Annotated in this window: 12 protein-coding genes; 5 read left to right on the top strand and 7 right to left on the bottom strand. The window is 56.3% G+C overall.

Going from position 1 to position 18976, the window contains the following annotated elements:
- Positions 1–75 precede the first annotated feature (75 nt).
- Positions 76–1716: a sensor histidine kinase gene (locus tag LJN55_RS09890; protein ID WP_227536165.1), complete on the top strand. Its 1641-nt coding sequence runs from the start codon at positions 76–78 to the stop codon at positions 1714–1716.
- Complete coding sequence (gene dcuR / locus LJN55_RS09885; RefSeq protein WP_133843399.1) at positions 1713–2432, top strand: two-component system response regulator DcuR; 720 nt, start codon at positions 1713–1715, stop codon at positions 2430–2432. Before LJN55_RS09890 ends, dcuR begins: the two co-directional genes overlap by 4 nt.
- Here dcuR and LJN55_RS09880 read toward each other — a convergent pair.
- The gene (locus tag LJN55_RS09880; protein ID WP_227536164.1) at positions 2413–3375 is read right to left on the bottom strand and encodes an FAD:protein FMN transferase; all 963 of its coding nucleotides are present in this window, start codon (positions 3373–3375) and stop codon (positions 2413–2415) included. The genes dcuR and LJN55_RS09880 overlap by 20 nt on opposite strands.
- A gap of 501 nt (positions 3376–3876) precedes the next feature.
- Complete coding sequence (locus LJN55_RS09875; RefSeq protein ID WP_227536163.1) at positions 3877–6654, bottom strand: flavocytochrome c; 2778 nt, start codon at positions 6652–6654, stop codon at positions 3877–3879.
- A gap of 593 nt (positions 6655–7247) precedes the next feature.
- On the opposite strand from LJN55_RS09875, the gene LJN55_RS09870 reads away from it, so the two are divergent.
- From LJN55_RS09870 to LJN55_RS09860, 3 genes are all read left to right on the top strand, one after another.
- On the top strand, positions 7248–8759 hold the full coding sequence (locus tag LJN55_RS09870) for a DASS family sodium-coupled anion symporter (RefSeq protein WP_227536162.1): 1512 nt from the start codon (positions 7248–7250) through the stop codon (positions 8757–8759).
- Between the two features lie 180 nt (positions 8760–8939).
- The gene (fumA, locus tag LJN55_RS09865; RefSeq protein ID WP_133843392.1) at positions 8940–10586 is read left to right on the top strand and encodes a class I fumarate hydratase FumA; all 1647 of its coding nucleotides are present in this window, start codon (positions 8940–8942) and stop codon (positions 10584–10586) included.
- 212 nt (positions 10587–10798) lie between these two features.
- Complete coding sequence (locus LJN55_RS09860; protein WP_171148670.1) at positions 10799–12376, top strand: methyl-accepting chemotaxis protein; 1578 nt, start codon at positions 10799–10801, stop codon at positions 12374–12376.
- A gap of 157 nt (positions 12377–12533) precedes the next feature.
- Here LJN55_RS09860 and LJN55_RS09855 read toward each other — a convergent pair whose 3' ends face one another.
- From LJN55_RS09855 to LJN55_RS09835, 5 genes are read right to left on the bottom strand one after another with little or no spacing between them, the layout of a single operon-like run.
- Positions 12534–13199, bottom strand: a complete 666-nt coding sequence (locus LJN55_RS09855) for a phage tail protein (RefSeq protein ID WP_227536161.1) — start codon at positions 13197–13199, stop codon at positions 12534–12536.
- 33 nt (positions 13200–13232) lie between these two features.
- On the bottom strand, positions 13233–15335 hold the full coding sequence (locus LJN55_RS09850; RefSeq protein WP_320443521.1) for an HlyD family efflux transporter periplasmic adaptor subunit: 2103 nt from the start codon (positions 15333–15335) through the stop codon (positions 13233–13235).
- 3 nt (positions 15336–15338) lie between these two features.
- Positions 15339–16658: an efflux RND transporter periplasmic adaptor subunit gene (locus LJN55_RS09845; RefSeq protein ID WP_227536160.1), complete on the bottom strand. Its 1320-nt coding sequence runs from the start codon at positions 16656–16658 to the stop codon at positions 15339–15341.
- The gene (locus tag LJN55_RS09840; RefSeq protein ID WP_227536159.1) at positions 16655–17446 is read right to left on the bottom strand and encodes an efflux RND transporter periplasmic adaptor subunit; all 792 of its coding nucleotides are present in this window, start codon (positions 17444–17446) and stop codon (positions 16655–16657) included. The genes LJN55_RS09845 and LJN55_RS09840 overlap by 4 nt, the downstream gene beginning before the upstream one ends.
- A 16-nt stretch (positions 17447–17462) precedes the next feature.
- Complete coding sequence (locus tag LJN55_RS09835) at positions 17463–18959, bottom strand: TolC family protein (RefSeq protein WP_320443527.1); 1497 nt, start codon at positions 18957–18959, stop codon at positions 17463–17465.
- Positions 18960–18976: the final 17 nt, after the last annotated feature.

The raw sequence follows: 18976 nt of genomic DNA, 5'->3' as shown, positions 1-18976 counted from the left end.
AAATCATCATGCCTCATAGCGCCCCGCGCTATATTAGCCAGAAATAACGCTGGTTCCCTTCTTTCAGGAGTCTCCATGAGCGACCCGCTGCAGCCGCCTGTTGTGCGCAAGCGTCCGATGAAACTGAGTACGTCCGTCAGCCTGATGGTCAGCGCCGTGATTGCAACGGTGCTGTTGATTGTTCATCTGTTCTATTTTTTCCAGATAAGCCATGTGACCCAGGAGAGCGTCAAAGATAAGGCGCTGGCAGTGGCACGCACCCTGGCGGACTCTCCCGAGATCCAGCGCGCGCTGCTGCTTCCTCCTGACAGCGGCGTGATTCAGCCGATTGCCAGCGCTGTGCAGGAAAGCAACGACCTGCTGTTTGTGGTGGTGACCAATATGGACGGCATTCGTTATTCCCACCCAAAAGCAGAACTGATCAACCAGCATTTCATCGGTGAGGACATTATTCCGGCCCTGCAAGGGCGCGAAAACATGGCGATCAACCACGGTAAGCTGGCGGAAGCACTGCGGCTGTTCACCCCCGTTTACGACAGTCAGCATAAGCAGATTGGCGTGGTCGCTATCGGCATTTCGTTAAGCGAAGTGGCCTTACAGATCAGCCAGAGCCGCTGGAATATCATCTGGGCCGCGCTGTGCGGCATGCTGGTCGGTGCCATCGGCACGTTTCTGCTCGTGAGGGCCGCGAAGCGTATCCTGTTCGGGCTGGAGCCGTATGAGATTTCAACACTGTTTGAACAGCGTCAGGCGATGCTGCAATCCATGAAAGAAGGGGTGATCGCCGTTGATGATCATATGCAGGTGACGCTGATTAACCGTGCCGCACGGCAGTTGCTGCGTGAAACCGACCGTCAGCAGGCGGTGAACATCGACGTCGGCGAAATGGTGGCCGCCTCAGGCCCGCTGATATCCAACCTGCGCGATGTGCTGAACAACGGCGTGCCACTGCGCGATGAGGAGATCAATTTTAAAGGCCGCATCTTACTCTGCAATACCATGCCGGTGCGCAGCAACGGCGTGATCATCGGTGCCATTTGTACCTTCAGAGATAAAACAGAAATCAGCCAGCTAATGCAGCGGCTGGATGGCATGGTGAGCTATGTGGATGCCCTGCGCGAACGCTCCCACGAATTTATGAACAAACTGCATGTGATCCTCGGTCTGTTGCATATGAAAAGTTACGGCAAAGTAGAGGATTATATTCTCAAAACGGCTAATAATTATCAGACAGAGATCGGTTCTCTGTTAGGAAAAATCAAGTCACCGGTTATTGCCGGTTTCCTGTTAAGTAAAATGAATCGCGCCTCGGACACAGGCAACCACCTGCTGATCAGCGATGACTGTATGCTGCCGGACAGCGGTAGCGAACAGCAGGTTGCCGCGCTGATCACCGTGCTGGGTAACCTGATTGATAATGCACTGGATGCCCTTGGCCCCAGCGCTGAGGGCGAGGTGAGTGTATTGCTGCACTACCAGAAGGGTTTCATGGCCTGCGAAGTCAGCGATGACGGCCCCGGCATTGCGGCCAGCCAGTTAGAGGCGATTTTTGAGAAGGGTTTTTCTTCCAAAGGCGATGAACGGGGCGTCGGGCTGTTTCTGGTAAAACAACAAACTGAAAGCCTTGGCGGGAAAATTATTGTAGAGTCCGAACCTGGCGTTTATACGCAATTTTTTGTACAACTGCCCTGGGATGGAGAGAGTAAAAACGCATGATCAATGTTTTAGTCGTCGATGATGATGCGATGGTCGCAGAACTGAACCGCTGCTATGTCGCCCAACTGCCAGGATTTGCCTGCTGCGCCGTTGCCTCAACCTTACAGCAGGCGAAAGATCTGGTGCTGAACAGCGAACTGGCGGTCGACCTGATCCTGCTGGATGTGTATATGCAGCAGGATAACGGGCTGGATCTTCTGCCTGCGCTACGCGAAGCAAAGCGTCCGGTGGATGTGATTGTGATCTCTTCCGCCGCCGATGCCGCTACGATCAAACAGTCTCTGCATTATGGCGTGGTCGACTATCTGATTAAGCCGTTCCAGTTCTCGCGTTTTGAAGAAGCGCTGACCGGCTGGAAACAGAAAAAAACCATGATGGATAATCATCAGTTCTATGAACAGGCGGATGTCGATCAGTTGATTCACGGTAATCATCCGGCAGTTGAGGATAATAAACGCCTGCCAAAGGGGTTAACGCCACAGACGTTACGCACTCTGTGCCTGTGGATTGACGCCCATCCGAATGAGGAATTTTCCACGGACGATCTCGCTGCGGCAGTCAATATCTCGCGCGTATCCTGCCGTAAATACCTCATCTGGCTGGCGCACAGCAATATTCTGTTCACCAGCATCCACTATGGTGCCACCGGTCGTCCGGTTTATCGTTACCGCCTCCAGCCAGAGCATACCGCCCTGCTTAAACAGTATTGTCAGTAACCCGGTAGCTGTCGTCCAGTAGCGTGAAGCGGTACTTATGCTGTGAAGAACAGATTACCTGACCGTCCCGGGTGACAAAAATAGCCTCGATCTGCGGCATCTCTCGCAAGCAGACGAGGCTTTTTTCTACCCCAAGTCCATACAGCAATGTGGTCCAGATATCCCCGTCGATGGAATCATCGGAAATAATCGTCACACTCAGCAACTCGTTATCCAGCGGGTAACCGGTACGCGGGTCAAGAATGTGATGATAGCAACGCCCTGCCAGCTCAAAATACCGCTCATACACCCCGGAAGTGACCACGGACTGGTGAGTGACGTGGATGACGCCAATCAGGGCATCAGGCCCGGAAAAAGGCTTTTTCAGGCCAATCCCCCATGCCTGCTGCGCCGGATGCCCCAGCGTCTGCACATTGCCCCCCAGATTGATCAACGCGTTCGTGACCTGCTGTTGATGCAGATAATCACGCACCACATCGGCAATGTAACCTTTCGCAATCGCACCGAGGTCGATCTCCATGCCTGCCTGTTGCAGGAACACGGACTGTGCCGCATCGTCGAGAATCACCTGGTGGGGATTAGTCAGGGCCAGCAGCGCCTGTAACTCGCTCTCAGGCGGCACCGTATTCCCCTGAAAGCCAATCTTCCAGCGTTTAACCAGCGGACCAATAGCGAAGTTGAAACTACTTCCTGCCTGCGTGCTGACCTCGCTGGCGCGTTTAATCAGTTGGTAGACTGGCGCGCTGACCACGACCGGATGCAGACCCGCCGCGTGATTGATCGCCATCACTTCCGAGGGTGCACGGTTAACGGTAAACAGATTTTCCTGATGCTTGATCAGACGAAACACCCGCCCTGCGAGTGCCTCGTCATGTTCAAACAGTTTGAGGAGGATGGGCGATCCCATCAGAACAGCGGAGTAAGCGTAGGAACCTGCGGACATTGGCTCTCCTTCTGGTCAACGGGGGGCATGCCCGGCCCGGAGTCAATGGGAGGGGCATGCCCCTCCCCTACGATGTGATGCTTTCTGTCGGGGCCGGGGATTATCCTACCCCCACGATGTGATGCTTTCTGTCGGGGCCGGATATTATCCTACCCCTACGATGTGATGCTTTCTGTCGGGGCCGGATATTATCCTACCCCTACGATGTGATGCTTTCTGTCGGGGCCGGATATTATCCTCCCCCTACGATGTGATGCTTTCTGTCGGGCCGGATATTATCCTACCCCTACGATGTGATGCTTTCTGTCGGGGCCGGATATTATCCTACCCCTACGATGTGATGCTTTCTGTCGGGTCGGATATTATCCTCCCCCTACGATGTGATGCTTTCTGTCGGGCCGGATATTATCCTACCCCTACGATGTGATGCTTTCTGTCGGGCCGTATATTATCCGGCCCCAACGACGTCCGGTAGGGGCCGGGCATGCCCGGCCCGGGGGTTTAACGTTTCGCGTACGCCGCCGCGTTACGCCCTGCCAGAATCCCGAAGATGATAATATCGGCGACCGCATTACCGCCGATACGGTTAGCACCGTGAATACCGCCGACCACTTCGCCCGCAGCCCAGGCGCCGTTAATCACCTGTTTCTGCGCATCCAGCACCGCAGTATCGGTATTAATGGTCACCCCGCCCATCGTATGATGCACGCCCGGAGCGATACGGATAGCGAAGTACGGCCCCTTGTTTAGCGGATGACGCAGCGCGGTGGTACGGCCGAAGTCTTCATCCTTCTGCTGTTCAACGAACTGGTTGTAGCGACCCAGCGTGGTTTGCAGGGTTTCCTGGTCCATATTGATTTTTACGGCCAGCTCGTGCGGCGTGGGTGCACTGATCACAAAGCCTTTGGCGATGTACTCATCGGCGGCTTTGTTATTCGCACGCACCTGGTCATCAAAGATAATCCACGCACTCTTCTCTGGCAGCGCAATAATCTCGGCGGAGACTTTGTCGCGGGTTTCCATTTCGTTGTAGAAGCGCTGGCCGGCCTGGCTGACCAGAATGGCACCGCCGCCGCGAATCGCTTCCGAAATCAGATAAGAGGTGGTTTGTTCCACGGTCGGGTGAATCTGGATTTCGCCCATATCGACGGTATCCGCACCAATATTTTGCAGCATGGCGATGCCGCTACCGGTGGCCCCTTTGTGGTTAGTGGTGACAAAGCCATCCAGCTCAGGACGGTATTTCACCACCATCTCACGGTTGGCGCTGAAGCCACCGGTCGCCACAATCACGCTTTTGGCATTCAGGATGCGGGTGTCGTTATATTCATCGACCACTTTCACGCCGCTCACCGCGCCATTTTCCAGCAGAATTTCCGCCACGGAGGTTTCCAGCAGCACTTCGATATCGCGCTGATTAATGTTTTTCACCAGGCCGCTAATCAGGAAGCCACCGACCGCAGAACGGTCAGCCGGACGGTGCGTGCGGTCAATGCTCATGCCGCCGGTAATGGTGATATCGTTCAGCTCAATACCGTTAGTCGCCAGCCACTCAATAGCTTCGGGTGCCAGGTTAACAAACTCGCGCAGCAGTTCCGGGTTGTTCTTAAACTTGCCGCCTTTGAGCGTTTCTTCATAGAACAGTTCTTTGTTGTCCTCGATGCCTTTCAGCTTCTGGAAGCGGGTTTCCGCGGCGTTCATCCCAACCGAGGCTTTAATGGTGTTCCCGCCAATGGTTGGCATTTTCTCGATGATCACCACATGCGCGCCCGCATCGCTGGCCTGAATGGCCGCTGCCAGGCCGCCACCGCCGCTGCCGACCACGACGACATCGTAGTTCTGCGGGGCTTGCGGGTTACCCCCCTCTTCAATCACATGCTCTTTGCTTGAGGTGGCCATGGCACGGGAGACGGCTTTTTTCAGCGCCTCACTCTGTGTAGTGGCACCCGTCACGGCATCCACGTGCGGGCTGTTCGCCACCAGCATACGGGTACGCAGGCTCTCAAAGGTGGTGGTGAAGTCCACGTCAAGGGTGTCATCCGGCACCAGTGAAATATCGGTAATACGGTCGGTATCCAGGGTGACACTGATTTTCAGTTTCAGCGCTTCGGCTTCCACTTTCTCCTGGTACACCCCTGCTTTATATTTACGGCCACCGGTGCTGACGTCGCGGATCATGGCGTCAACCAGTGAGAAGCGCCACAGCGGTTCAGGAATGTTCAGCACTTCACGCTGGGTGCTGTCGATAAACAGTTCAAGATGATCATTTTTAATAATGCGATCGGCCCAGTCCGGGTAAGCAATACAGGCTTTACCTACCGCGACCAGGTCAAAACCGTATTCCAGCGCCTGTTCAGCGTCCGCTTTGTTGATCACGCCGCCCACGCCAATCACCGGCACTTTTGCCAGGGTTTCTGAACGTGCAGCCAGGTATTTGGTGATCAGTGGCGTCGGATCTTCGCGGTCAACAATCGAGGAGCGCAACAGCTGCCCCACAGAGAAGTGCACGTAGTCCAGACCGCGTGCAGCCAGTTTTTCCAGCAGATACAGCGTGTCATCAAAGCGGATGCCCGGGACTTCAATTTCTTCCGGTGAAAAGCGGTAACCAATGATGAAGGACGTATCCGCAAAGCGCTCCACCATTTTATGCGTTATTTCAAGCACTTCCAGAGGGAAGCGTGCGCGGTTGTCGCGGCTACCGCCCCATTTGTCATCACGCTGGTTGGAGTTCGGTGAATAGAACTGCTGGATCAGATAGGTGTTGGCACCGTGGATTTCCACGCCGTCAAATCCGGCTTTAATTGCACGGTTAACCGCATCACCAAATTTGGTGATCATCACATCGACTTCTTCGGCGGTCAGCGCCTGCGGGGTGGTCGCACCGTCACGCGGTGCAGCTATAGCACTTGGCGCGACCGGCGTACGTCCGCCAATCAGTTCCGGCTCAACCATACGGCCGCCGTGATAGATTTGCAGAATAGCTTTAGACCCTTTGGTCTTGATAGCGCTGGCAATTTTCGCCAGACCCGAAATCTTGTTATCGCTGTCGATAGCAATGGCCCCCGGGAAGGCCGGGCCTTTCGGGTCGATGAAGCAGCACTCAACAATCACCGTACCTATGCTGCCGGCACGATCGCGGTAATACTCAACCAGTTCACTGGTGACGGTGCCGTCGTAGAAACCGGTACAGGTGGTCATCGGTGCCATCAGCAGGCGGTTCTTCAGAACCGCCCCGTTTGGCAGGGTCAACGGGTTCAGAATAGGGGTTAGCGTATTCATTAGGTGTACTCCAAATTAAAAGTTTTGAATTCTTTAGCGGGCAGCTATTTTATTATTTATATTAATAGCCCGACGTCATGATGCTAATATAACAATTTCTTTAGCTATATAATCGATAACTTTAATTATTTAACTTTTAAATAAACGAATACTTTTTATTTACCCGAAATGCTACAAATAGTTTTATTAATTGTTAACTAATGAACACAAAAAATCAACCTATCGTTTACAGAAAAATTATAATCAATAAAATCATATTCTTACCAAAACAAATCTGACTTTACTGGAAATAAAATGTACACTAAGATGAAGATTAAGCCTCTTAAATGAAAACAACGCTTAATAAATGATAGCCAGTTGTTAAAAATAAAAGGGTGCTGCAATTTTTATTGATCCAGATCAAAGTCTATATTTAAGGATGTCGCATTATATTTATATCAACCCAATAAATAGATGCTTTTTCATTGGGAAAAGACGAAAACGACTTCAAGATTCACGGTAGAAAAACTAAATAAATAGAAAAGAAAGTAAAAAAATCAGTTATAACCTACCGGGACACTTAACGAATTCTTATTAACTTGCAGACTAAAACTATGAAACAGACATCTATGGTCAGTGAAACCGCAAAGGCACCTCCTGCCGCTGCGGAGCAAAAAAAACGCCTGCTTATGTTGTTCCTGCCTGTACTGGTTGCGGTGTTACTGCTACTGGTGCCGGTACCTCAGGGGCTGGAACCTCATGCATGGTACTTCTTCGCTATCTTTGTGGGGGTGATTGTTGGGTTGATTTTTGAACCCCTGCCTGGTGCGGTGATCGGCCTTACCGGCGTGGTGGTCATCGCGCTGTTCAGTCAGTGGGTGCTGTTCAGCCCGGCAGAACTGGCCGACCCGAAATTCAAAACGGCCGCTCAGGCATTTAAATGGGCCGTCAGCGGATTCGGTAACTCTACGGTGTGGCTGATCTTTGGCGCCTTTATGTTCGCCGCGGGTTATGACAAAACACAGTTCGGCCGCCGCCTGGCGCTGATTCTGGTGAAATACCTGGGGCGTCGCAGTCTGACCCTCGGTTATGCCATTACCTTCGCTGACCTGCTGCTGGCCCCGTTCACCCCGTCCAATACCGCACGCAGCGGGGGCACAATCTACCCGATTATTGCCAACCTGCCGCCGCTGTATGGTTCAAAACCTAACGACCCCAGCGCCCGTAAGATTGGTTCGTACCTGATGTGGGTAGCGATCACCGCCGCCTGTATCACCAGTTCGATGTTCCTGTCGGCGCTGGCCCCTAACCTGCTGGCCCTGGCGCTGGTGAAAAGTGTGGTGGGCTTTGATATCTCCTGGGGAATGTGGTTCCTGGCCTTCCTGCCGTTAGGTCTGTTACTGCTGTTGACCATGCCGCTGCTGGCTTACTGGCTCTATCCGCCGGAAGTGAAGTTCAACGATGAAGTGCCGCGCTGGGCCATCAGTGAGCTGGAAAAACTGGGCAAACTGACCCGTAACGAAATCCTGCTGCTGGTGTTTGTGGTCTCTGCCCTGCTGATGTGGATCTTCGCCACCGCCTGGATTGAACCGGCTATGGCTGCCCTGCTGGTCGTCGTGCTGATGCTGTGGACTGGCGTACTCAACTGGAATGACATTACCAGTAACAAACCGGCCTGGAACACCTTTGCCTGGTTCGCCACCCTGGTGGCACTGGCAGATGGCCTGGCACGCGTTGGCTTTATCGCCTGGTTGGGTAAAGAAGGTGGGACGCTGCTGCAAGGCTACGACCCGCAGGTCTCCGCCGTGGTACTGATGATCGCCTTCTTCCTGCTGCACTACCTGTTCGCCAGTACCACTGCGCATACCACCGCGCTGTTACCGGCCATGCTGACCATTGCCGCCTCGATTCCGGGCATCAATATGCCGGTATTCTGCCTGATGATGTGTACCTCACTTGGTCTGATGGGCATCATCACACCTTACGGTACAGGTCCAAGCCCGATTTACTACGGCAGTGGTTACCTGCCAACCAAAGACTACTGGCGTCTGGGTACCATCTTCGGGGCCTTCTTCCTCTGCGCCCTGATGCTGATTGGCTATCCGTGGATGGTGATGATGTTCTGATGCGCGCTTAACGGTTAATCACGCACTCAGACATGCAGTTGTTGCAACAATGTTATACCATTCCTGACCTGCCGACCTGACTCAGGGTCGGCAGGAAAACAATAAAACAGATATCGCCATTAATGTTGCCGAGCCTCCGCATCCGAGAAGGAGGGCAGCACATCATTAAGTGAGAGCACAATGTCGAAAAAACCTTTCCATTATCAGACCCCGTTCCCTCTTGCAAAAGAGGATACCGAATACTACCTGTTAACCCGCGATCACGTCTCCGTGGCCGAATTCGACGGGCAGGAAATCCTGAAAGTAGAGCCTCAGGCTCTGACGTTACTGGCGCAACAGGCGTTTCATGATGCCTCATTTATGCTACGCCCGGCCCACCAGCGCCAGGTGGCCGCCATTCTGGCCGACCCGGAAGCCAGTGAGAACGATAAGTACGTTGCCTTGCAGTTTCTGAGAAACTCCGAAATCGCCGCCAAAGGGATCCTGCCAACCTGTCAGGACACCGGCACCGCGATCATCATGGGTAAAAAAGGCCAGCGCGTCTGGACGGGCGGCGGTGACGAAGCCGCCCTGGCGTTGGGGGTGTACAACACCTACACCGAAGACAACCTGCGCTATTCGCAGAACGCCGCGCTGGATATGTACAAAGAGGTCAACACCGGTACTAACCTGCCTGCGCAAATCGACCTCTATAGCGTTGACGGTGACGAGTATAAATTCCTGTGTATGGCGAAAGGCGGCGGTTCAGCCAACAAAACCTACCTGTACCAGGAAACCAAAGCGCTGCTCACCCCGGGTAAATTGAAAGAGTACCTGACGGAGAAAATGCGCAGCCTCGGCACGGCCGCCTGCCCGCCGTACCATATCGCCTTTGTGGTCGGTGGTACGTCCGCCGACAGCACGCTGAAAACCGTGAAACTGGCCTCAACACACTACTACGACGAGCTGCCAACCGAAGGTAATGAACACGGCCAGGCCTTCCGTGATGTGCAACTTGAGCAGGAACTGCTGCTGGCCGCACAAGAGCTGGGCCTGGGCGCACAGTTCGGCGGTAAATACTTCGCACATGATATCCGCGTCATCCGTCTGCCGCGCCACGGCGCATCCTGCCCGCTGGCGATGGCGGTTTCCTGCTCCGCTGACCGTAACATCAAAGCGAAGATCAACCGCGAAGGCATCTGGATTGAAAAACTGGAAGATAACCCAGGCCAGTATATCCCTGTCGAACTGCGCCAGCAGGGCGAAGGCGATGTAGTGCATGTTGACCTGAACCGTCCGATGAAAGAGATTCTGGCCCATCTTTCTGAGTATCCGGTTTCAACACGCCTCTCTCTGAGCGGCACCATTATCGTGGGCCGTGATATTGCTCATGCCAAGCTGAAAGAGCGCCTTGATAATGGCGAAGATCTGCAACAGTACATCAAGGATCACCCGATCTACTACGCAGGGCCGGCGAAAACCCCGGAAGGTTATGCGTCCGGTTCCCTCGGCCCGACCACCGCAGGCCGCATGGACTCCTACGTTGACCTGCTTCAGGCCAACGGCGGCAGTATGATCATGCTGGCGAAAGGCAACCGCAGCAAACAGGTGACAGATGCCTGCCATAAACACGGCGGTTTCTACCTCGGCAGCATCGGTGGCCCGGCGGCGGTGCTGGCACAGCAAAGTATCAAAAGTCTGGAGTGCATTGAGTACCCTGAGCTGGGTATGGAAGCCATCTGGAAAATCGAAGTCGAAAACTTCCCGGCCTTTATTTTGGTCGATGATAAGGGCAACGACTTCTTCGCTCAGATCCAACAGAATCAGTGCGATAAATGCGTGAAGTAACCGCCTGAGGCGGCATTCCCCTCCGCTTCAGGAGGGGAATGCAATTGTCACGAAAACGTCATAAACCAGACTTCTCTCTACAGATGAGTCAGTTAGCCTTCACATCCTCTGTTATCCCCCCTTCTCCCGATTAAAGTCGCTGCCCGCCAGGTCGATATCTCTGGCGACTGTGAGCTTTTTTGCTTTTTTATTCACCGGGAAATCCTGACGCTATGAAACTTAATCATCTCTCTATCGGGCAACGCCTCGGCATGCTGGCGGCCATTTTGCTGCTGGCCACCCTGTTTATCGGTATACGCGGTCTGACGGTTAACGCCGACGGGTTAACGCAGAATCAGCATATTATGGCTACAGAGCAGACCATAGCAGAGAGCATTGATACCGCACGCAATGCGCAGGTGCAGTTCAAAATTCAGGTGCAGGAGTGGAAGAACACCCTGCTGCGCGGCACGCAGGGCGAAGCGAAATTCAATCAGTATCGTGATGCCTTTGTTAAACAAAGCCAGAAAACCCAGGTGCTGCTGGGCCAGCTGAGCACACTGCTCCCTGAGATTGGCATGAGCAACAGCGAGGTACTGAAAACCCGCACGCTGCACGCCGAGCTGGAGCAGCACTATCTAAAAGCCCTGCAACAGTACAGCATTCAGGACAGCGACAGCGCGCACAAAGTCGATGGTCTGGTCGCCGGAATTGACCGTGAGCCCACGCGGATGATCGATGAAATGGTTGCCGCCACGCTGCAACAGGCGGTGCTGATCCGCGAGCAGAGTAATGCGCGTAACCAGCATCTGTATCAGCAAACGCGCATGATGCTGCTGCTGGCAATGGGTCTGACGCTACTGGCTGGCTTTATGATCACCTTTTGGCTGATCCGCAGCATCACCCGCCCGCTGGCGCAGGCTGTCTCGATTGCACGAGCGGTGGCGTCCGGTGATTTGCAGACGCCGATTATCGTCAGCGGCCGCGATGAAACCGCCGAACTGATGCATGCCCTGCAGGAGATGAACGGCAACCTGACGCGTATTGTGTCCGGGGTACGTTCCGGCACCGAAACCATTGCGTCGGCCTCCAGCGAAATTGCCGTTGGCAGCCGCGAACTGTCCACGCGCAATGAAGCACAGGCCAGCGCCATTGTGCAGACCGCGGCCTCAATGGAGGAGCTGACGTCAGTGGTCAAAAACAATGCCGAGAACTCGCGTATCGCCAGCGATATCTCCATTGAAGCCTGTGCCGTCGCCAGCCAGGGCGGTGAAGTCGTGGAACAGGTGGTACGCACCATGAGCGATATCCACCAGTTCTCCACTCAGATCAGCAATATTATCAGCGTGATTGACGGCATCGCCTTCCAGACCAATATTCTGGCACTGAATGCCGCCGTTGAAGCGGCGCGTGCAGGCAGCGAAGGACGCGGTTTCGCCGTGGTCGCCGCCGAAGTGCGCGCCCTTGCACAGCGTTCTGCCACCGCCGCGAAGGAGATCGGCACACTGATCGACAGCTCTGTCACCCGCATCAATGAGGGTAACTCGCTGGTGAAAGTAGCGGGCAGCGCGATGGAAGAGATCGTCAGCAGCGTGCAGCGCGTCAGCCAGTTGGTGGAAACCATTTCGATGGCCAGCGGCGAGCAGAGCAGCGGCATCGATCAGGTGAATATCGCCGTGGTGCATATGGATGCCGCCACCCAGCAGAACGCCACGCTCTCTCAGGCATCGGCCGCCGCCGCGCAGGCAATGCAGCAGCAGGCTGAGCAGCTGTTAGAGATGGTGCGAGTGTTTAAACTGCGGGAAGAGTAACAGACGGCGTGAGCGGCCCGGCATGCTGAAACTGCATAATGGGCCGAAAATCGGCTTATTCCGCCACGCCGGATGGCATAACGTTTTTCTTACAGCAAAGCCAGAGCACCATGATCAGCGGGATAATCCATATCGGGTCTTCCCGCTCAGTGACGATTTACGGTCTTGGCGGATACAAGCCGTTAACCGCGATGCAGGCCCGCAGTGTGGTCTCTGTCGGGATAATGCTGAACGGCTGACTCGAACCGCTGTTAGACACCCCAATGGCGCCACCGGTGGTGGTGGCACTGGTGCCGCTCAGCGCAACCTGAGTGCCGCCCGGCGCGACATACGCTTTCGCCGCAGGACCGGTCAACGCTGACAGCTGGCTCTCAGTGGCCGTTGGCGTCGCCGAGGTGCCAACATTGCCGCTGGCATTAACCACCACCGTGGTCACTGGCGGCGTGGTCTGGACCGCTGCATGCGTATGGATCGGCATCTGATTCACCGTTAATTGCACGCTATCTGCTCCTCGTTGTGTCCCCTGAGGTAAGTTTGGCCCCTGGCCGATTGCCAGCCTTGCCCGCAGATCGGGCAGTTTAAAGGTGCTGCCGCTACCGCCATACTGAACGCCTATCAGGGAATACAATGCCTGATAGCTATTGATCTGCATGTCACGTCCATCAGCATCCAGATAATCCTGAGGGCAATAGGTTGCCGCGGTATAACAGATCGACCCGGTATAAGGTTCTGCACTACAGGTCGCCTTTGCCGATTGAGAGACCGACATCAGCGCCAGACCGCATGTTGTGAGAGATAACGCCAGTTTCATTGAGAATTTCATCGTCACTTCCTTTTTATGCCGTTGATAACAGGTTTAAAAACCACTTTCCCGCAGCCCCAGCGCGGCAACGCGTCGCCATACACTGGTAAACAGAGATTCCGCTTTACCGTTAATGACCACCACACCGCGCACCGGTTGTTGCGGTGCGACGGACTGGTCGATCGGTTCAATACTGACGCCATACCACGCCTGCACTGCACGCGCCCTTTTCTGTTCATCGCGTCTGACCGCCACCGGCCCCCCGCGGTCAGAGGCCAGTTTCTCCTCTTCCAGGAACGGGCTGCCGGTCGGATCGATTGCCTTCAGGCGCACCGGGATCGCCGCCCGTGCCGGGTCATCAGCAATAAACCGCCCACCGTTGCCGGGGGCAATCCGTTGCAGATTATCTTCGCGCAGATAGCCATAAATCCGGCTCTGTTCTTGTCCAACGATGCGTAGCAGGACAGCCTCCGGCGACAGCCAGCGGCCCGGCGTCAGATCGCTGGCAATATCGCGCACCACGCCCGACTGCGGGGCGCGTACCTGTAAGCGCTCCTGCTGGGCCGTCAGTCCGCGATGCTCTGCCAGCGACGCCGCCAGTTCCTGTTGCAGGACTAGCATGTCGCCTACCGTGTCCTGCCGGGCCGCCTGACGGCGGATCTGAAGCTGCAAAATGGCCACGCGCTGTCGCACGATAATTAAGCGGGCATTGAGGTCGGGCGAGGCCAGCTCCAGCAGCAGTTGCCCGGCACTGACCTGCTCACTGTCGTGCACGTGTAATGTGACAATCTGCGCCGGGGCCGGAGCATAGAGTGTGCTGACCCGGCTGGCCTCCATCAGCGCCGGGATCTCAATCCCGCTGCGCCACGGCACAAACAGCACCGTCAGGACCAGGGCCAACAGCAGCGTGCTACGTATCCACGTTTTTCGGCGCGACTGTTGACGTTGTTTCCACCACATCCCCATCTCCTGTATCACCGGCAGCACAATAAACCAGCCGATTTCCACCATCATCAGAAACAGCCCCAGCACTTTGAAAAAGTAGTGGTAGACCGTCAGTGCAATCCCCATGAATAAAAAGAAGCGCCACAGCCAGGAAGCATATCCCCAGAGCAGCAGCCGACGACGCATACGCTGTGACCAACGCTGCGGGGGGGCCTCACCGTAGCCGAACAGCGCTTCACGCAGATGCCAGCGGCACAGCGCATAAGCACGGCCTTGCAGGTTATCGATGCGCCAGAGGTCGCTTAACATGAAGTAGCCATCAAAACGCATCAGCGGGTTGATGTTAATGATCACGGTGGTCACCCAGGTGGCGCTGGAGAGCAGAAATGCGGCGGTGTGCAGCGGACCTTCCGGCAGCAGCGACCAGGCAAACAGGGCCACGACCGCCAGCAGCAGCTCTGCCAGAATCCCTCCGGCACCGATCAGCAGGCGAGTCCGATGTTCCCGCACTCGCCAGGCATCGCTGACATCGGTATAAAACATCGGGAACATCACGATAAATGCCACCCCCATGCTTTGTACCCGGCAACCTGCCCGCTTTGCCATCCACGCGTGCCCCAGTTCATGGATGAATTTCGCCACAACCAGCGTACAGCCGAAGGCCATCGCCCCGCCCAGCGTGAACAGATGGGAAAACGAACTTTGATAGCGCGGCCAGTCGCGGCTGACCAGAAACAGCCCCGTCATTAACAGCAGCGGAAAGAGATAGCGCAGCAGGCCTGTGCCGTGCTTCTCCAGCCAGGGCCAGCTTCGATTCAGGAACGGATCGGGCCGCCACAGCGGAATGCGAAAGAACAGATACTGATGCAGGACTTTTTTAAACAGGCTCTGGCGACGTGCCGCCGACTTTAGATCGTAGCTGGCACGCTGTTCAGCATCCCCGCCGCTCACCAGATCGTGGGTGCGCAGAAAACGCAGGAAGTCGTCCAGCTCTTCTGACTGCAACGGAATACCCGGCTCGCGGTTGGCGGCCGCCAGCACCTGCTGGTCATCTCCCAGCGCCCAGTGGCGCAGCAGCCTGATCGCACTGCCGTTTAGTTTGAAATAGCGCCCGGCCAGCGTATCCGCCAGCGTCCACTGCGGTGAGCCATCCAGCGCGGGCGCTGCCGCCGAGAGTTGCAGATCGTCGCGTAACGCCGGGAGCGCCGTCACGATTTACAACCCGACCGTTTTACGGAGTGCGGCCAGCGGGCGGCGGAACAGATAGGCCGCCAGCGGAACGTATTCGCCGTAGATTTTTGCCGTACCACGCAGTCCGATGCGCGGGGTCTTGCTGAGGAAACGCGCATCGAGCCGGTAGGCCAGCAGCCCGGAGGCGGTCATTGCCGCTTCATAGGCCACGCTAGTCAGCTGGGCGTCATGGCGTTGCAGCGGATCGCTGTCGAGGAACAGCGCCACGCCCGCATCAGACGGGAACGGGATCACATCCCCGACATCCAGCTCAATTTTCAATTCTGCCTGCTGCGGGTCAGCCAGTTCCATCAGGCGTTCCCCGGTTCTCACCGGTTTTCCCACCAGGCGATCCGCATCGGCGAAGACCGCAATGCCGTCACGTTCCGCACGCACTTCACTGCGCTGCAGCAGATCGCGGGCATAGTTCAGCTCCGCCCGTTTCTGTTCCACCTGCGCAGACAGCAGGTCGAGTTTGGATTTTGAATCGGCATCCTGAAACGCGCGCTGGCCACCGGTGCGCCGCTCAGCTTCCGCCACGTCCAGCGCCCGTTCGGCTACGTCGACCTGGGCTTTCAGCACCGTATTATCAAAACGCACCAGCAGATCGTTCTGTTTCACTGGCTGATTGGGTTTTACCCTGAATTCAGCGATCACGCCGTCAATGGGTGCCGTCACGATCCGTCCGCCCAGCGGGACCACTTCGGCCGGGGCCAGCACCGACTGCCGAACGGGGATCAGCATCACGCCCACCAGCACAATCACCCCCGCCAGTACTTTGAATTTCGGCCAGCCGGGTTGCCAGGCTTTGCGGGGTTCCAGCGCCAGCCAGGCATGGCTGTAGACATCGGCCAGTTGCAGCGCCAGCAGGCGTTCGCTCTCCTGCCACGGCGTATCCCGCGCCAGCCACAGCCCGCCAATCAACTGACCCTGGCGATCGTTCAGCGGCACCCACAGCGCTTCGGCGGCGGATAACGCCTGCCAGTCGCGCTGCGACTGCGCATCCAGCCAGTCGGCTTTGATGGTGGCAGCTTCGGAGGCATGTTCTCCGGCAATCAGCTGCTTCGCAGCGCGTTCAATAAAGGCGATAAACGGGGCATGAGGATCGGGAACGGACACGCCGGTCACCGCCCGCACGCGGCCATTGATAATCAGCGCTACATGACGAAAACCAAACAGTTTCAGGCCGTCATTGACCATTGACCAGGCGAGGGTTTCGCTGGTTTTTGCCGCCCGGGCTTTACGTTCCAGCAGGAAGAACTCGGCAAATACCCGCTCCGGTGCCGGTGATCCGCTGCCGCTCACTTCAGCTCCGCGAAGTGCGCACTGCCGCTCATGCCGGCAATCAAACCGTTGTCTGTCTGCGTCACGCGGCCAATCAGTACCAGCGTCTGGCTGCTTTCATCAATGCGCGCGCCGACGCGCACCACTTCAGCCTGTAACGGGGTGCCGGTTTCATCCGGGGTAAAGGTGAAGGTCTGTTTCGGCTTCAGGCTGGATAGCCAGCGTGACGGCACCAGCAGGTTGATTTCCAGATGGCGGTTATCGACGATTTCCAACAGTGGTGCGCCCTGTGCCAGATATTCCGACACCTGCGCCTTGCGCGACACCACCTGCCCGGCAAACGGTGCCACAATGCGGCAACGGCTGGTCTGGATCTGATACACCTGACTTTCCGCCGCCGCCTGTGCCAGCCGCGCTTCAGACAGCGCCACCGCGTTACGGCCCACGGATTTCATCTCTGCCAGTTGGCGGTTCTGGCTTAACTCCTGCTGCGCGGCACGCATCGCCGCCTGCGAGGCTGACTGCTGCGCCTGATAGGCTGAGCAGTCAAAGCGCACCAGCAGATCGCCCTTTTTAAAGGCTTCCCCTTCGCGGAAGGGCATCTCAATGATTTTGGCGTTCAACTCGCTGGAGAGCATCGCCTGGTCGACGGCGCGCAGCACGCCACGCGCTTCTCTGCCCTCTTCAGGGGCTTTTGCCCCTGCGGCAGGCAACGGGTCAAGCTGGAGTTCACCTGCGGCATAGCTATTCAGTGAGGCCGCGCACAGCGCGGCCACCATCAGTAGAGAACTTCGAATATGGTTGTTCAACAGATCACCCTGCGTCCTACAATGAAATATTGCCGGCTGCCCAGCGTTTTTCGGTGCGATCCAGCGCCTGGCCAACCGACGAAATATCCGTCAGTTTTTGCGCTTCCGGCAAGGGGTCAAGGCCGACGGTGACAAACACCTGCCCGTAGGCGTTGCGCAGTTCTGCATAGGCGAGGTCGTTACGCAGCGAGGTATTCACCGCGTTCAGTTCGCCCTGGATCAGTTGCAGTTCACCAATGCTGCCCGCTTTGTAACGGTTGTTTAGTTGCGCAAGGATTTCGCTGTCGAGCACCTGCAACTCTTTACCAGTATGGTACTGGCGCAGCGCTTCATTGTAGTTAGCACGCGCCACGTACAGCTGGGCCAGCACCGCCATCGACATCGCCTGACGGCGCAGTTCTGACACGCTCTCCCCGGCTTTCGCCACGTCATAAGCCGCCGGGCCGGAGATCAGATTAAACAGGTTCCAGGTGACTTTCGCGCCAGCATCAACCCAGCTTTGATTGACCAGGAAGGAGTTGCTGTCGTAGTTGCCGCCAAGGGAGAGTTCGATTCCCGGTAGCATACGCAGCAGCGATTTACGGGTTTCGGCAGCGCTGATACGCACCTGATAATCCTGCTCGCGCAGTTCCGGGCGGTTAACCAGCGCGGCTTTTTCCAGCTCGCCCATCGGCACCTTAAGCTCTGGTTCCACCAGCTGTTCGCGGTCTGGCAGCGCCAGCGTATAGCTGCTGCCCAGCGGCAGGTTCATCAGAGTCGCCAGCTCGGTTTTTGCCAGCGACAGCGCACGGCGCTGCTCTTCCAGCTGGCGGGTGGCGTCCAGCAGTGCGCGCTGGTAGCTGTAAGCTTCAATCAGGTCGCCCACTTTTTGCGTCGACATCTTCTGACTGTTTTCACGCGCCATATTCACGCGGCCGATTAAGGCATCAATGCGCCCTAACAAACGCTCGGCGGCCACGGCACGCCAGTACGCTGACTGCACATCCTGCACAATGGTGTGCGTGACTTTGCGGCGGCGCTCTTCGGCAATCCAGCGTTTATCCGACTGCTGGTGTGCAGTGACGTAGCTGACGCCGAAGTCGAGAATGTTCCACACCATGGTGAGATCCGCGACGCGGCGGGTGCGATCCTGCGAGGTGGACGGCTCCAGAGATTGGTTACCGGACTCCACGCTGCGGCTGCTGGACGCGCTGTAGTTATCGCGGGTGACGTATCCGGCTTGCGCCGCCATTTTTGGCAGCAGGTCGAAGCGTGAGAGGTCTACCTGCGACTGTGACAGCGCCTGCTCCATCACTTTGAGCCGTGCTTCAAGGTTATATTTTAGTGCGCGTGCCATCGCATCATGCAGGGTGATCGGTGCGGTAACCGGGTCCTGGTGGCTGAACATCGCGCTGAGGTCCGCATCGGCACGCTGTTGGCTGGCTTGCTTATCGATCGGCTGCGTGGAAACCGCACAGCCGCTCACCAGTAATGCAATCATGCTGACGGTGAAGATTTTTCCATACTTATGCATCATCAATTCCTTACCCC

The organism is Erwinia rhapontici, from assembly GCF_020683125.1.
Lineage (GTDB): Bacteria > Pseudomonadota > Gammaproteobacteria > Enterobacterales > Enterobacteriaceae > Erwinia > Erwinia rhapontici.
Note: the sequence above shows the minus strand (reverse complement) of the source record. Positions and strands in the feature narration are given on the sequence as shown.

Excerpts from the sequence above, each read along its gene's own strand:
- fumA (WP_133843392.1), top strand. The coding sequence starts at position 8,940 with ATGTCGAAAAAACCTTTCCATTATCAGACCCCGTTCCCTCTTGCAAAA.
- LJN55_RS09870 (WP_227536162.1), top strand. The coding sequence starts at position 7,248 with ATGAAACAGACATCTATGGTCAGTGAAACCGCAAAGGCACCTCCTGCC.
- LJN55_RS09875 (WP_227536163.1), bottom strand. The coding sequence starts at position 6,654 with ATGAATACGCTAACCCCTATTCTGAACCCGTTGACCCTGCCAAACGGG.
- LJN55_RS09890 (WP_227536165.1), top strand. The coding sequence starts at position 76 with ATGAGCGACCCGCTGCAGCCGCCTGTTGTGCGCAAGCGTCCGATGAAA.
- LJN55_RS09860 (WP_171148670.1), top strand. The coding sequence starts at position 10,799 with ATGAAACTTAATCATCTCTCTATCGGGCAACGCCTCGGCATGCTGGCG.
- LJN55_RS09880 (WP_227536164.1), bottom strand. The coding sequence starts at position 3,375 with ATGTCCGCAGGTTCCTACGCTTACTCCGCTGTTCTGATGGGATCGCCC.
- dcuR (WP_133843399.1), top strand. The coding sequence starts at position 1,713 with ATGATCAATGTTTTAGTCGTCGATGATGATGCGATGGTCGCAGAACTG.
- LJN55_RS09835 (WP_320443527.1), bottom strand. The coding sequence starts at position 18,959 with ATGCATAAGTATGGAAAAATCTTCACCGTCAGCATGATTGCATTACTG.
- LJN55_RS09855 (WP_227536161.1), bottom strand. The coding sequence starts at position 13,199 with ATGAAATTCTCAATGAAACTGGCGTTATCTCTCACAACATGCGGTCTG.